4 protein-coding genes and 2 pseudogenes are annotated in these 16,684 nt (G+C 42.6%); 1 reads left to right on the top strand and 5 read right to left on the bottom strand.

The annotated features are described in order from the left end of the window. Window positions 1-30: 30 nt before the first annotated feature. The 4 genes and pseudogenes from GBI16_RS12105 to GBI16_RS12090 form a co-directional block, all read right to left on the bottom strand. Entirely contained in the window at window positions 31-1,221 is a 1,191-nt protein-coding gene (locus tag GBI16_RS12105) for an HlyD family efflux transporter periplasmic adaptor subunit (protein ID WP_005001541.1), read from the bottom strand. After that, a complete protein-coding gene (locus GBI16_RS12100) occupies window positions 1,221-3,353 on the bottom strand; it encodes a type I secretion system permease/ATPase (RefSeq protein WP_000106054.1) in 2,133 nt (710 codons plus the stop codon). Before GBI16_RS12100 ends, GBI16_RS12105 begins: the two co-directional genes overlap by 1 nt. Next, window positions 3,350-4,864: a TolC family protein gene (locus GBI16_RS12095; protein ID WP_004835512.1), complete on the bottom strand. Its 1,515-nt coding sequence runs from the start codon at window positions 4,862-4,864 to the stop codon at window positions 3,350-3,352. Before GBI16_RS12095 ends, GBI16_RS12100 begins: the two co-directional genes overlap by 4 nt. A 101-nt stretch (window positions 4,865-4,965) precedes the next feature. Then, window positions 4,966-5,280: pseudogene (locus GBI16_RS12090) on the bottom strand (transposase); the annotation flags it as partial. 3,111 nt (window positions 5,281-8,391) lie between these two features. On the opposite strand from GBI16_RS12090, the gene GBI16_RS19125 reads away from it, so the two are divergent. Beyond that, the gene (locus GBI16_RS19125) at window positions 8,392-8,490 is read left to right on the top strand and encodes a hypothetical protein (protein ID WP_353505325.1); all 99 of its coding nucleotides are present in this window, start codon (window positions 8,392-8,394) and stop codon (window positions 8,488-8,490) included. Window positions 8,491-11,958: 3,468 nt separating this feature from the next. Here GBI16_RS19125 and GBI16_RS19120 read toward each other — a convergent pair. Beyond that, window positions 11,959-16,596: pseudogene (locus GBI16_RS19120) on the bottom strand (VCBS domain-containing protein); the annotation flags it as partial. Window positions 16,597-16,684 lie beyond the last annotated feature (88 nt).

Here is a 16,684-nt window from a genome sequence, read left to right as displayed (position 1 = left end):
ATCACTACAAAATCCATAAAATTTAAGACTTTATCTTTCTCTTAACGCTTCTCTGGCTTTATTGAATGGCTTAATCAAATAGTCCAGCACTGTTTTCTGTCCAGTGCGAATATCAACTGTCGCCACCATTCCAGGCGTAATCGCAAAAGTCTTACCCTGTTTATTTCGCAGCTTATCTGAATCAGTGCGAATATAAACCCGATAGTAAAATTGATCCTGTTTAACTTCATCTCGAATCGTATCAGGAGATATCACGGTCACTTTGCCATGTAATCCGCCATATATCGCATAATCGTACGCTGTAATTTTGACTAAAGCTTGTTGGTTTGGACGAATAAAGGCAATATCTCTTGGCGAAATTCTAGCTTCGATCAGAAGCTGTTCATCTAACGGCACAATCGTCATAATCTTGCCATTAGGAGGAATTACGCCACCTAAAGTCATTACATCGATTTCTTTTACCACACCGCGAACAGGCGCTCTAAAGACTGTACGATTTAATGTATCTGATTTTCCTTTCACAATCTGCCGTTGTGTTTCTACGTCGGTATTGGCTTTGGATAATTCTTCCCTTGCTTTTACATAATACTGACTACGTGTATCATTAATTTGCTTTTGTAAATCAGAAGCTTGACGTTTTAACCTTAAAACCTCTACCTCACTTGCAGCTCCTTTAGCAACTAACGGCTCAGTCATTCTTAGCTCTTGCTGTACCAATGTTAAAGAAGTCGTTAGATCTGATATTGACTCTTCTAAATTTATCCGTCGTGTATTATACAACTGTGTTTCTTCACGAACCAATTGCGAATCTTTTTGAACTATCTCGGGAAATTGTAATGCAGTTCCATTTACTTCTGCCCGTAAACGTGCCGAAGTGGCCAATGAAGAAACGAGCAAAGACTGCGATTCACCTACATTAGATGCAAAGCGAGTCGGATCAAATTGTGCCAATATGGTGCCTTTTTCTACAATATCACCTTCTTTAACATCGAGTTTGGTCAAAATACCACCCTCTAATGACTGAATAATTTGCTCTTTAGAAGATGGAATAACTTTACCCGTACCTGTAGAAACTTCTTCCAATTTAAATAAAGCAGCCCATATAAAGAACACCAAAAGTCCTAAGCCAATAATCCAGATGACCATACTCGATTTAGGTAAAGGTGGTTCATGAAATGAAGCTTTAGCAGGACGTTTTGTTTGTTGTGGTTGTTCATTCATTATTGTGCCCCACTGGATGGATGAGTTTGATTATTTGATTGACTCAAAATCTGATCGCGTGGACCATCCATCACAATTTTCCCCTCATTCATGACAATAATTCGATCAACTAATGCCAAAACAGCTCGCCGATGAGTTGCAACAATTAAAGTCCGATGCCCCATCCAATTCATTAGATGATCAATAAATTGTTTTTCTGCTACATCATCAATCGACGCTGTTGGCTCATCTAACAATACAATATTAGGTTGGCGAATAAGCAAGCGTGACAGCAACAAAGCCTGCCGTTGTCCACCAGAGAAACCTAAGCCACCCTCAAGTACAAGATGATCAAGACCTTCTTTTTTATCTTGTACAAATGACCAAGCTCCTGTCATTTTGAGCGCCTGAATCAAGTCATCATCTGAGGCTAAAGGTGCGCCTAAAGTTAGGTTTTCCCTGATTGTGCCATAAAACAAATGCGCACTCTGATTAAGTAACCCTGTATCACGACGAATATCAGCAGGATCAATCAGTGATAAATCAAGACCATCAAGATAAATATTACCTTGCTGCGGCATTTGCATGCCTGATAATAATTGCAATAATGTGGATTTCCCCGCGCCATTTCGGCCTAAAATTGCAATTTTCTCTCCCGCCCGAATTGCTAGTTGAGCAATCGCTAGATTGGGTTTTGCATCATCTTGATTATATTTAAATAAAGTGCCATTCAATTGATAATCACCCAACAATACTGAGCGATGGATCAAATGCGCCCGATCAGGTTGGTCAACTGGCTTTTTCATTAACTCATCAAGACTACTTTTTGCGACTTTGGCTTGCTGTAAACGTCCCAAAACACCCGTAATTTGTGCAATTGGTGCCAACATTCGTGAAGATAAAATTGAGCATGCAACCAATGCACCTGTGGTCATTTCTCCACTAATCACGGCAAAACAGCCAACAAGTACCACAAGAGCATAAGTCAGACCTTGGACTTTTTGCGTCCATGCAGTCATCACGCCCACTATTTTACGCTGCTTCATACTAATATCGGCAGACATTTCATTCATATGATTCCATTGATTCTGGAATCTGGATTCAGCGCGTAACAGCTTAATGTCCTCTATGCCTTGCACTGATTCCACCAATATTGCATTACGAATCGAAGACTCACGCATTCCCTCTCTGGCAAGTTTAGCCAGTGGTCTTTGTGCCAATATGGCTGGAATAATCATAAGCGGTACAACAAGTACCATGACCCAGAAAAGATTGCCGCCAATGATCCAGAATATAACCAAAAATAAAAAGAAAAATGGCAAGTCGGCAATGGCGCTAATCGTCGTTGAGGTGACTAGCTCCCGCACCCCTTCCAACTCCCGAATTTGGGAAATAAAAGTACCTGTTGATTTGGAACGCTCACTATTTTTAATTCTGAGCGTATGACCAAAAACCCGATCTGAAATACGCAAGTCTGCTCGTTTACCAATAATATCTGATAAATAGATACGCGCTACACGTAAAACAAATTCAAAAATTGCCGCAATCAATACACCACCTGCCAACACCCATAACGTAGGAATTGACTGAGAAGGCACGACTCGATCATAGACTTGCATTGAAAATATAATGGTTGCCAGTGCCAGAATATTTGCAATTAATGATGCAAACATAATATCGATATATCGTTTCCAGTCACGTAACACGATCGACCAGAACCAACTACTCTCATAAGGTTTGATATATTCATCAATACGCGCATCTGCAACTGATTTTTCAGGTCGCAGGATATAAACACTTTCAATTTCATGTTGAAGGTCAGAAGCAACAAAACTTTGCGCAAGCCCCTGATCACCACTCATCTGGATACTGACATTATGATCGACATCTGCCTGATCAACCACACCAACTTGACCATCCTTGAATACCACGATGACTGGTAAACGCCATGGATTAAGCATCTCTTTTGAAAATTTACTTTTACGTACACTTAAGCCAATCTGACGTGCAATCGTTTTCACGACCTCATCTGCTGCACTAGCCCCTGCCCAATCCATCTGCAAACGGATACGTTCTTCAGAGGTTTCGATACGATAATGTTTGGCAATCAATAAAATTGCCTGAAGATATGGCTGGTAATTCATCGTACTCATGGCTGAACCTCAACCCCCTGAATGGATAGACGATTAAGATGATAAACATCTCGTGATTGACCTGTAGTCGAGATAAGTTGGACTAGATTTGCATAAATATCATAACGATTATTTTCAATTTCCATATTTGCACTATGAATGGCTTGTTCAGCATTAAGTAAGTCCACTACTGTCCGCGTACCAAGCTTATATTGCTCCTGATATAATTCTTTTGTTCTGGTGGTGGTTGATTGTCTGGCAACCAAAACCTGCATCTGCCGTTGTTTATTTGTGACTTGTTCCTCAGTCATGCGAATCTGTTCCAGAATATCCATATAACTATTTTGTACTTTGGCTTTGGCAGCTTCTTCTGCATAACTTGCAGCGCGACTTTGCGCCCCCACTGATCCACCCTGAAAGAAGTTACTGCTTGCTTCAAATTTAATTGAACTATCAAATCCGTCATCCTTGTTATTGTTTGGATTGACACCATTCAGTGCCTGACTTAGCGTTCCAACTAAATTTAAAGTAGGGTAACGACTGAGATCTGTCTGAGTTTTCTGTGCTTTTGCGACATTTACTTCTGCTTGAGCAGACATAATCGTAGGAATCGTATTGATTTTAGGTGCTTCAAAAATCTTTGATTCAGTGACTACATTTTCAGGTATTTTCCAGTTGATCCGACTGATATCAAAGCCCAGTAAAGTCCGTAATTTTTGTTGATACAGTCTTAATTGTGTTTGTTGAGCAATTAAATTTGATTGGGAAGCTTCAAGATACGACTTCGCCTGCACGGGATCTGCCTGACTGCTAATGCCAGCATTTGCACGCAAATTGGCAATCTCAGCAATACGTGCAATCCCATCTACTTGCTGCTGTGCAATGCGACAGACTTCCTCATAGCGTTTTAGATTCACGATTGCACTTGCAACCTCAAGTGCAACCTCATCAATCTTGACCAGCACTTGCGCCTGCTGCAATGCTAATCTGGCTTTTTGAATATCCACACTGGATTTGACCTTACCAAAATCATAGACCATCTGTGTCGCATTAAGACTTAATAACTGCCGACCGCGTTCGCCAGAAGTCATATCTCCAGTCGAAATACCACCCGATAATTGAGGATAATATGCAGCTTTAGCCACATCAATATTGGCATTTTGAGAAGCAAGACTCGCAATATTTTGACTAATTTCAGGATGTCGCTGAACCGCAATTTTCACTGCCTCAGAAATATCAAGCGTTCTTGAAGTGGGGCTTACCAAGCTCAATCCCGCAGTATTGACCGTATTGGAATGTGTTGAACCGATAACAGGAAGTTCATCAAACTTTGAGGTATCGACATCAAAATTTGAGAGCTGTTTAAGATCTACTTTATTAAAATGATCATCCGATTTTGGGGTAAATACACCTTGTAAATTATCTTTTAACGAAGTTGCAATTTCCTGACCAGACGCTGCATAAAGTAAAGGCATATAAAGGCTAAGAAGTGAACATAAACTCGTCTTTATTAATACATCCCGTTTATTCATGATATTGTTTCACGACTATAATAATGATGATGAGGAAAATCAAAACTCAAGCATTGTACTGGAATTTTGTGTAAGCGTCCGCTGAATCCCATACCTATTTTTTAATTTGAGTTGGATTTCCAACGATGTGGCAGTAACTCTTTAATCTGGGTCACTTTATGTGTCGGCAGCCTTTTCAGCACATCACTTAAATAGGCATACGGATCCAGCCCATTCAGCTTTGCTGACTGGATTAACGTCATGATGTTTGCCGCTCGCTGACCACTGCGCAGCGAGCCAGCAAACAGCCAGTTCTTGCGCCCCAACGCCCAGGGACGCATCTGATTCTCGACCCAATTATTGCAAATAGGTAGATTGCCATCATCCAGATAGCGGCTTAAAGCTGGCCAACGCTTCAGCGTGTAATTGATGGCCTTGTAGGAGGTGTTGCTGAATATATATCCATGTTCATGGATTAAGTCCCCACTTGTTTTTAAGTGGGGACTAAATTAAGGCTTATAGGATGAATTCATAAGGTGTGTTCAGCGGACGCTTACTTTGCCATTAAATGATTTAGCGAAATTATTCACATCTAGCATAAAAATTGCCCCACGGATGGGGCAACTTTTATTCATCAACACGATAAGTTAGCCAATCGTAATTTGATGATTATTTAACAGCTCTGCAAGCGTTACATTCGAAGTTTGATGTTCTAAGACCAAAAGATCCTGATAATTTGAACCATTTGCTTCACCATCACGATCTACTTTCACGGTTGCAGATTCAGTTGCTGCATCATAGTCAACCTTAATGAATTTTTCGACTTGTGAAAGATGAGATGATGTCAAATCACTATCACTAAGCAAATCATTAAAGAATTCTGATGAGAATTGAATCGTTTCGGCATTGCTATCTGTTGCGGTAGAACCAAAACCGAAATCTGTCCAATGATCAATACCATGCCCCGCTTTGGCATCACTCGCATCTAGCACATTATAAATCAATGTATCGTGACCCTGACCCGTCGTAATGGTATCGTTACCCGCTTTGGCCACAATCACATCATCCGAACTGGTTTCAGCTACGCTGAAGCTTCTCGCTGATAATGGATTTACTCCAGATTGGGTATGAACACTCACCAGCAAAGTGACAGCCGTACCCGATACGGTACTGGTGTATGTCACATAACCATTATTGGTTGCACTTTGTGTCCAGCCTGAACCAAGTCCAACAGTATCCTCAGCAGTACCATTGATCTTCAAGGTATGTGCCGCATCAGTCATGGTCAATACATGTGATGCTGTCAGGCTAGTGATATTATTTGCTCCATTTACAGACAAATCCAGCACTTCAACATTCTTCAGATTTTCTGCCAAAGTAGCACCTGATACAGTTTCACCAGAACGGAGCTGAATCGTATCTGTACCTGCTCCAGCATTAATACTACTTGCTGTATATAGCAAGGTATCATTACCTGGTGTAGCCTGTTGGGCCGTCATATTTACAGTAATGTTCGTAGAAACAAGATCAGATGGACTATTTACAGCACCACTTTCAACTGTCCATGCTTCTACCCCGATTTGTGTACCTGTAGTCGCTGAATCCTGATCAGTTAAAGCTGCTTTCGCCTGTTTAAAGCCTAACTTATCTATATTGCTTTGGGTTAAACCTGTAATGGTATAAGTCGTACTTGATCCAGTTCCACTTACTGTAATTTGACTAGATGAAATCTGTACACCATCGATATAAAAAGAGGCATATTGACCCAGACCTGTGAGTTTAATGGTCATAGTTTCAGTACTGCTGTCATTTGCAACTTCTGAAACTTTTGGATCATGCATCGATGCATTCAGGTTAAGAGGAATAATCTCATTTTCTTTACCGAAAGTTTGAGTCGGTTTGATATCAACGCCATTGGCTACGGCATTAACCACCAAATCTCCAATGACTTTGGTTTCAGTTAAAGGAGATAAGCTACTTTCACCAGAAGTTACAACCAACTTTAAGTTTTCAACAGTACCACTCCAGTGTATCGGCGGTAATATCGCAACATAAGCTGGTAGTCCACCACTTTCTGAGAGTACCCAAGTGTTGGTTGTGCCATCACCACCTGCATTACTTGCAAGCGTTGCGGATGCCGCATCATTTCCGACATAAACCAAGAAGCCATTTGGAACATTAGATAGCAAAATTGCACCATAAGACTCTGAACCATCTGAATCGTTCAAACTCACGCTTAGTCCACCTGCACCAGTCAGCTCAATTGCATTGGCTTGAGTTGCCAGTTCTGACTCATCACCCATAAAGTCTTGTGAAACAACAACATTTACACCATTATTGATCCGTTGAACTTCCACAGAACCCGTGACACTGACTGCTTTAACATCTGCATCTTTTTCTTGTACGTTTGCATAAGCAGTAAATGATACCTTACCTGGTACAGTTTTCTCACCATTTGGCATGGTATACGTTAAGTCTACTGTTCCGCCATTTTCACCAATGCCAATGACGTAGAACTCACCATCAGGTGTACCATCACCATCAATATCTACACTTTGTGGAACAAGTGGTGTTGTACTACCCGTGATGTATAGCTGACCACCTTCCATGGCATCGGTTGTATCAGCAGCATTGACTTGCACATACATTTTACCATCGACAACCTTACCATAACTTCCATCGGCAGGGTCGAGTGTAATAGAACTTGTGATTGCTGTCTCACCCTCACCCACCATACTATCTCCAGACATGGTGAATATCGGATTATCCGTCACAGGAGCGATTGGAATCGTCATGTCTTGAATCGTTGCCTCTTTGGTAGCGCCACCCAAGACCGAAGTCGTAAGTGTCGCATCGAAATGGAACTGTCCAGATTGACCATTATTATTCCAGTCTGCTGGTGGCGTGATCAGAATACTCTCTAACAGTTTTTGCAAAGCCTCTTCGGCTTGGGCATCAGTGGTATTCGGATCTACCGTAACACTTGCTGTCCATACTGGGGTATCAGGGTTACCATCATTATTTGTATCGATCATGGTTTGTACCATACCATTGACGATTGTACCTGCTGGTAAATCTTTCAAGGTGACAGTAAACAAGTTGCTTGCCGAATTATGCTGAATGGTAATGGCTTGATCTACCACATCGCTTAATTTAAATGGTGTATCTTCCGTAGCAGATGCACCATTATATTGCCATTGGTCAATAAGCGGTGCTTTACTGCCTGGAGCCTCAGCAAAATTTGTATTTAGATACCATGTCACTGAATCAGATTTGATGTCTGTTATAGCAGTCAAATCAGACCCTAGATCTTGTGTCTGTACAGTTATCTTAATCGGATGGTCTTTTAAGCCACCCGCGTCGGAACCAATCTTGAAAGTGACTGGTACATCAATACCACCCGGTGCTTTGATTGAAGGTGCATTATTATTTGCCTGATAGACCAGTACCCATGTACCAGCACCTATCTGTTGAACATTTGCACCTTGTACAGTTACACCCTCTGGCACATTTTCGATCAAGATACGAACCACGCGTTCACTGCCATCATGGTCAATCGAAGCGACGTTCAGATTAACGGTCACAGTATCCGTTGCAGTCAGTGTTGCGGTGTCTGGAGTAGCATCATCATTTGCATGTTGCTCTGATGAAGTGGTATTGCTTATTCCAGAAATATCAGTAACAGATAACTTAACAGCATCGGTAACTGCACTCGCCGTTAATTTTAATTGTCCCTCTTTAACCACCGTGTCCGCTGGTGCGGTTTGCACCGAACCATAATGATTATCGGTCACTTCATATTTATAAGTGAAGAAGCCCTGATCACCATCAAGCTGATCACCACCTTTAGCTGCAAGGGTTTGAGCTCGTTCAGCAGTCAGTTTATAGTAAGTCTTCCCATCAATCATTTCAGTTGGTAAGCCTGCATTACTTAAAAGAACAACCGATGTGCCTTTAACTAGATATAAAGTATAGTTTGCTCCTGCCGCCTGATCCTGTGCAATCCAAACATGTCCCAAAGTTTCGTCATTGTCACCATTTACATGAACAATGCCAAAATTCAGGGTCGTAATTTCATCTTCAACCAGTGTCGCACTGGTCGTTGCTTCTGCTTCGGCAGAAGGTGTCACTGTGAAATTAACATCAGTTAATGCACCAGTTTTGGAATCACCATCATTTTCAGTAGAAACGCCTGCAACTCTGAAATTCACATTGCCACTGTAATTCTCTGGTACTGTGATAAATACATGATTTAAATCTGTTGGTTTAATCACCCAGACACGTTCTTCACCTGTGCCAGTGACCAAAACAGTGGCTGGTCCACCCAGATTGAAATCTTTGGCTAAGCCTGTAATACGAAGGGTAAAGCTTTCTGAGCCATCTGTATTATCAATCGATGAAACATTTTCAATCAAATTAGAGAGTGACACTTTATGCTGGGCAGTACCATCCAGAATAGCTTCAGTGGTTGTATAAGACTGTACACCAGACTGAGTACTGTCATAATCTTTTAAGGTAACTGTCGGTGTATCTGCTACACCATAAACTGTAACAGGTATAGAGAGCGTACTAGATGGAGCAGATGTGACGTCACCATCCGTCGCCGTCGCAGTAACACGTAAGGTAAAGTTTACATTGCTGTTAAAAGGTGGAGTAATCGTCAGTGGCGTAGATGTACTAAAGTTAGAGATCGTGACTGAACCGTTAGTAATCGTTTGTTCTACGCCGCCATAGATAATTTTTGCACCAGCAGGAATATCTGAAATGGTGATATTAAAGGTTTCTGATGGATCAGAACTTCTTGGCGTAATAGACAGTGGGATTGGCGTATCTTCCAAACCAATCGCACGACCATTTAATGACAAGGTATTAATACCATCAGCAACAGGTTTGATGATAATATTTTCTAACCAAGCTTCACCTGATACTGCTGTCGCTGGTGTACCCGTCCCTTCATTGTCATCATCATAGTCTACTGTATAAGCTTCAACTTTGATTTTAAAGGTACCCGATACATTTTCAGGAGCCAAGAACTGTAATGTTGACAATGCACTAACAGGTACATCAATTGGTGTGCCTGTATAAGTTGCAGTATAGTCAACACCAGAAACTGTCCATTTGAATTGTGATCCGATGACTGTCGCATAGCTATCCCCTGAAACTAACTCAGGCGTTAAATGTGCATAAGTCAGTTCATCTGCGTCCTGATTCTTCCAGCCATTGGCAAGGTTAAATCCACTCTCAGTACCCAGTGTATACCATGTGTCTTCTGCACCTGCTGTCGTGTAAATGTGACCACCTGTCATGGTCAGGTCAGCTGTACCATCTTTATCAGAATCACCTGAACCAGGAAGATTACCCACGATTTCAGCAACAGGATTTACAGTGACTTTTATTGGCAAAGTTTTAGTCTGGGTATCTGTATCCAAACCATTGGTATCAGTTGATGTTACACTTACTTGAATGAAGGTTGCATCTTGACTACTGTGTGCTGGCGGCAAAATTGTGAAACCATCCAATATAGCTTCACGGTCTGCTTCAGTCACATTGCTGTTAAAAGTGATGGTATATGGAGAGCTGCTCGAACCATCTCCAATCCTACTCCATCCTTCCTTATTGGTTGGTTCAGTCACGACCCAACCTGCCGGAATTTCAAATGCGACTTGTGTAATGACTTCTGTACCAGTAGTCGTATCCGTCACTCTTACATTTTGCAGGAAAGCAACTGCTGTGTCTTCATTGGTAGAAACATCACCTGCTGCGACATCACCTGCTACTGGCGTAACATGTAGATTTAAATAAACACTGTCAGTAATTTCATCTCCAGTAGTCGGCCCATCACTATCTTGGTCCTGCGCATGTAGCTTGATCTGGATATTGTTAATGTCACCACTAAAGTCTTTTGGTGGTGTCACTGTAATCGATGGTAAGCTTGGTGAAGTGCCATTGTAATTATTTGGAATGTCTATTCGATAGCCATTCGACGATTCTGTTGCAGTAATGGTGTGAGGCTGTCCACCTACAGTTAAGGTTGTACCTTCTGGTAGCCCCGTAATGGTCATCCAGCGTTGCTCACTACCATCGGTGTCGGCATTCGAATTTCCATCGTCATCAGTCGCCAATGTCACTTGCAACAAATTAGTCAAATTAAGTGCAGTATCTTCCGCAATGGTTTGAACCACAGGTGCTGCACTGCTTGTATCAACAAAACTATTGCCATCTGAAATTTTCAGATCGATACCGTCCGTAACCGCCTGAACATTGACCACGACTGTTGCAGTACTGGTTGCACCGTTAACACCAGAAACTTTAGCACCGTTATCGTCAACTTCATAACTGGTTACACTTACCGTTACGGTAAAATTGGCATGACTTTCCGCAGGTGGTAAAACCTTTAATGCTTCAAACTCAGCAGACGTCATCTCCAAAGCATTTGCTGGTTTGTTTTCATCAGTCGGATGATTAACATCGCTTAACCAAATGGAGATATTGCCGCCATTCGATGTGAATAATGTAGCATCAGTACCAGATAAGAGCGCTGCGCCAGCAGGAATACCGCTTAAGCTAATCACGCCTAGACGTTCTGGGCTATCACCCGTTGTTGTATTGCCATTTTGATCAATAGCATCGATTACACGTGGTGCTTTCAGACCCAATATAACAGCCGTATCTTCATTCGTAGTCACATTTGCTAGTGTTACATTACCACCCACACCCGTTGTTCCGGCTAAATTTGGTGCATCTGCGACTGGATTTACATTTACAGTCACATTGGTTGTTGTGGTTTGCCCACTGTCATCAGTAACTAGTACTTTAAATGTATCGGGACTGGTCGAAGAGCTTCCATCATAGTTACTATAGTTATCGGCAGGTTTATAAGTAATTCGACCAGCCTCATCTACAGTCACAGTGCCATGTGCAACACTGAAACTTTTGCTTCCATTACCGTTATCTGTTCCAGCAATGGTATTACCATTCGCATCCTGAATGGTAATATTCTCAAGTCGTGAATCAGCTGAGGTGGTGAACGGACCATAACTATGATCCTCATCCATCGTGATCACAATCTCAGTTTTTGGTGCATCATCAATCACTTGAACAACGAAACTACCAGATGCCGTATCGCCATCACCATCTTTGGCAATAAAGTCAAAATTCAGATTCAATGGTGTAGTATGACTTGGATGGTTTAATGAACCCAATAGTTCAAAGGTATATTTGCCTGGAGTCGTATCCAAAGTGACTTTGAACACATCACTGCCGCCGCCGCCACGCGTGGCTGTCAGTACGTTACCTGCCGCATTAATACTAAAGCTTATACCGCTATTACCTGTACTATCTAGCACTGCCTTTAAAGCAGTTTGATTTGCAGCAAAGCTTAAACCACCGCCATTACCTGAACCGTCCTGACCATAACTCACACTCAAATTGCCTTCTGCGGTGAGTAACGATGTGTTTGGTTCACTTCCTGTCGCTAGACCTTTTTCATCTACAGAAGTTACTGCTGGCGCAGAACCAATTGATGGCCCATCATCCTTAAAGATAAAACGATCACCTACCGCAACAGGATCACTGGTGACCGCATCACCATCACCATCTGTAGCAGTTGCAGTTAGGGTAATTAAACCTGCATTGCTGATAGAAAGACTTTCATCATAAGAAGAACCGCCCACGGGATGTTTAAGTGCTTTTGATTGAGTTAAGGTAACAGCACCCGTGGTCGGAGCAATGGAGATACGAAATACCACATCGCCTGATTCACTACCCGCACGTCCTTCAATCTGATTACCTACTTTATACAGCAAGACATTTTGGCCACTGGTGGTATCTAATCCGCTATCCACACCTTTGGAACTAATGTTAAGTGTATAAATCAACGCATTACTTGTAGCTTTACCATCCGCACCATACACAGGGGTGAATACATCTTTGACAAAATTAGCATCTGTTGCAGAAACAGAACCTAAGACAAAATTAGTTTCATCAACAGTTACACGACCAACTTTTGCATTGTTCTCACTGATTTTAGGTTTATCGTCAACAATGCTAATGGTTACGGTATTGGTGACCGTATTACCATATTGGTCTACAGCAGTGTAAGTGAAGCTATTGGTTTCATTGCCTGCTAAATCTTTGGTTGCTGAAGTTAAAGTAAAGCTATAAGTACCATCTGAATTGACGGTATACGTTCCATTTGCTGTAGTGCCTGTTTCTGCTTGTGCTTTCCAACCCGTCTGTAGATTCAAATCACCATTAATAATATTGCTAGAACTACTCGCATCTGTTCCCGCAGGCTGAGTACCATTGGCATCGATCCCATCCTCACGTACGCTACCCACTGTAGTTAATGGATTGGCTGTAACGTCCTGCACATTAATGGTAAGGGTAGATGTTTTTAAGTCACCATCAGCATCACGCACTGTATAAGTAAATACATCCTGTGCATTGGCTGTTATTTTGTTTGGATCCGCTTTATAGCTATAACTACCATTGGCATTTAATGTAAGCGTACCATAATCACCTGTGATGCTTGTTCCTACTCCAGTACTCGAAGTTGTAGCTGTATTGCCTTTAGCAACACCGACCACACCGCCACCTATAGCCCAACCATCTGCACCTGACTGGTCGCTAGAAAGTACACCACTGGCTGCATCTTTGGTCAAAAGCGCGCCTTCTGTAACACTTCCTGTATCCGCTACGGTGATTGGTGCATCATCAACAATATTGATGACCAAATTCCCTGCTGTTGCACTATCTCCATCAGCATCCTTGATTTCAACAGCGAAAGTAGCTGTTGTATTATCGCCACTCGTTTTTGCAGGCAAGGTATAACTATAATAAATCGTCCCCGTTCCAGTTGCTGCATTGTATTCATAACGCGCAGTTAGACCATCTGAAAAGCTCTGATTCGTGGTAGTTAAAGTATGTCCACCCAGCTTAATGGCATCACTGGCTGCCAGACCGTCTGGAGAGGTAAAGCTAATTGTGCCACTGGTGGTTTCTTTATTGGTTGAAGCTTCTGTACCATCATTTAAACCAGATTCATAGACTGTCGTTGTTGCACCACCAGCCGTTGGTATTGTACTGGTCGGGGTTGCATCAGCAATGTTGATTGTCAATTGTGCTGTTGATGTGTCTTTATCGCCATCCGTTAAAGTATAAGTAAATACGTCACTTACACCACCAGCTGAACCTGCATTACGTGCATAACTATAACTACCATCAGAATGGATCGTTAATGTGCCATATTTACCAACAACCGGATAGTTACCAACTGGATCAATCGTGACATCTAACCCATTAGCAGTATCTGCTTTTACTGTAGTTACTCGTGCGCCATCTGCACCTTTCGTGTCAGTACTGACCACATTACCAGTAACTACTGCCAAACTACCTACAGGAATGCTATTGCTATCATTCACAGCAGTCGGAACATCATCAATCACTTGTACAACCAGACTACCTGTTGTGGTTACCCCTCCTGCATCTGTGACACTCAGTGGAATGCCACTCAGAAGTAAACCATCATTTCCAACAGCGCTATGTGTCTGGGCGTTGTTCAAAGTATAGGTATAACTCAAACTACCTGAAGTTGGGATACCACCTACACTGCTATTTGCCGTAAAACCATTTAGAACGATGGTTCCACCAACGACGTTGATCGCTGCCGATGGGTTGCTGCTACTCAGTGATTGTAATTGTGAAAGGCTAAAGGTCTGTCCGCCTATGTTAATACTGCTTAAGCCATCTCCTGCATTGATCTGAATCGTTCCACTGGCAGATTCGCTCGCTGCACTTGCGTTGCTACCTGTACTTAGACCACTTTCATACACTGTAATCTGACCACCAACACTGCTACCGTTCTGATCGTTCGGTGTAATGCTTGGTAGGCCATCGGTATGTCCGTTAATGGTGATGGTTAATGTCGTGGTACTCCAGTCCCCATCTGCATCTTTAATGGTGTAGCTAAATGTTTCTGTGAGCTTGCCTCCATCTTTTAATGCATTCACGGTTGCGTTATTTGGGTCAACGGTATAGCTGTAACTACCATCGCTATTGAGTATCAGTGTGCCGTAGTCACCTGCAAGTCCTGTTCCACCAACATTATCTGTTTGTTCTGTTGTTGAGCTTCCTTTGCTGACTCCTGTCACTTGTGTTGCATCTACACCTAAACGGTCAGCAACATCTGCACTATTGCTACTACCACCTGTGATCACGTTTCCTTCAAGTGCTGTACCGTCTTCTGTCACTGTGCCTGTGTCAGCTTTCGCTTCTGGGGCAGTATCTGTAATGAGAATGACCAGATCAGTCGCTACTGAGCTTTCATCGGCATTGTCTGTCACTATAATTGGGAAACTATCACTTACGCTGCTATCACCACCGCTGTGGTTTTTGCTGGTGCCACTTTGTTGGTAGCTATAACTGACTTTGCCTGTTACTGGATCATAGTCGGTAAGGGTCAGTGTTCCTTGTGTACCTATGATTGTTTTTGGTGTGGTCGGGGATAGACCCAAGAGTTCGCTGGTCAGAATGGTCGTGACACCAATCGTGATAGATTTCAGTCCATCTGCTGCGTTGACGGTAAACTCGCCTTGTACTGGGGTCGTTGCATTTTCGGCAATGCTGTTCGCACCAAGCGCTGATCCATTATGATCAGTGATAACCACGTTAGGTGCGCCATCGGTATGTCCGTTAATGGTGATGGTAATGGTCGCTGTCGATTTATCTCCATCTCCATCGGTAATGGTGTAACTAAATACGTCTTGGAGGCTTTGGTTATCTTTAAGGGCATTTACATCCGTATTGTTATTATTTAATTGGTAGGTGTAACTACCGTCAGCATGGAGAATTAATGTTCCGTATTTTCCATTCACTGCTGTATTCAATGCGCCATTTGCTACGTGTTCACCTGACGCAACTGTTCCAGCCTGTACTCCACTGACGTTAGCTTTGTCTGCGCCTTGGGTATCAGCTGTATCTCCACTAGATACGCCTCCTGTCAGTACGTTGCCACTGACTGGATTAGGTACGCTGTCTTCTGTAATGCTATTCGTGTCAGGCTTCGCAACAGGTGCGTCATCTATAATCGTAATCGTTACGGTATTCGTTGTACTATTGCCCTGAGCATCCTTAGTTGTATAGCTAAACGTATCCTCAACATTATCGCCATTTGATGGTTTAGTCAGTGTGTATGTGTAGCGACCATCTTCATCAATGCTGAACGTCCCATATTGAGTCGAACCATTAGTAACGGGTACTGCTTTGACCTCGGATGGTAGGTTCACTGTATCTGTTACGGTATGACCAGTACCCGCAGTTGAACCACCCGCAAGACCACTTTCATTGACAGTCTTGCTAATTGGGGCTGGTGTTAGATTGACATTTGCCACATTAATCGTAAGCGTTGAATGAGTTAAATCACCATCCGCATCACGTACCGTATAAGTAAATACATCCTGTGCATCAGCTGTTACTGCATCAGCGGTTGATACATAGGTATAACTGCCATCGGCATTTAAAGTGATATAGCCATATTGGCCATCTATCCTGCCTCCAACGCCACCAGCGCTGTTCGTTGCAGTATCACCCGATACCACACCAACCACTGCACCAGTATTCACCCAACCATCTGCGCCAGCAGTATCATTTTTTAATACACCGTCAGCAGCAAGTACGCTCAGCACACCACCTTCACTAAGGCTACCAGTATCTGCCACAGCAGTCGGAACATCATCAATCACTTGTACAACCAGACTACCTGTTGTGGTTACCCCTCCTGCATCTGTGACACTCAGTGGAATGCCACTCAGAAGTAAACCATCATTTCCAACAGCGCTATGT

Origin of the sequence: Acinetobacter sp. TUM15064 (assembly GCF_008980265.1) — a bacterium.
In the GTDB taxonomy this organism is placed as follows: domain Bacteria; phylum Pseudomonadota; class Gammaproteobacteria; order Pseudomonadales; family Moraxellaceae; genus Acinetobacter.
Note: the sequence above shows the minus strand (reverse complement) of the source record. Positions and strands in the feature narration are given on the sequence as shown.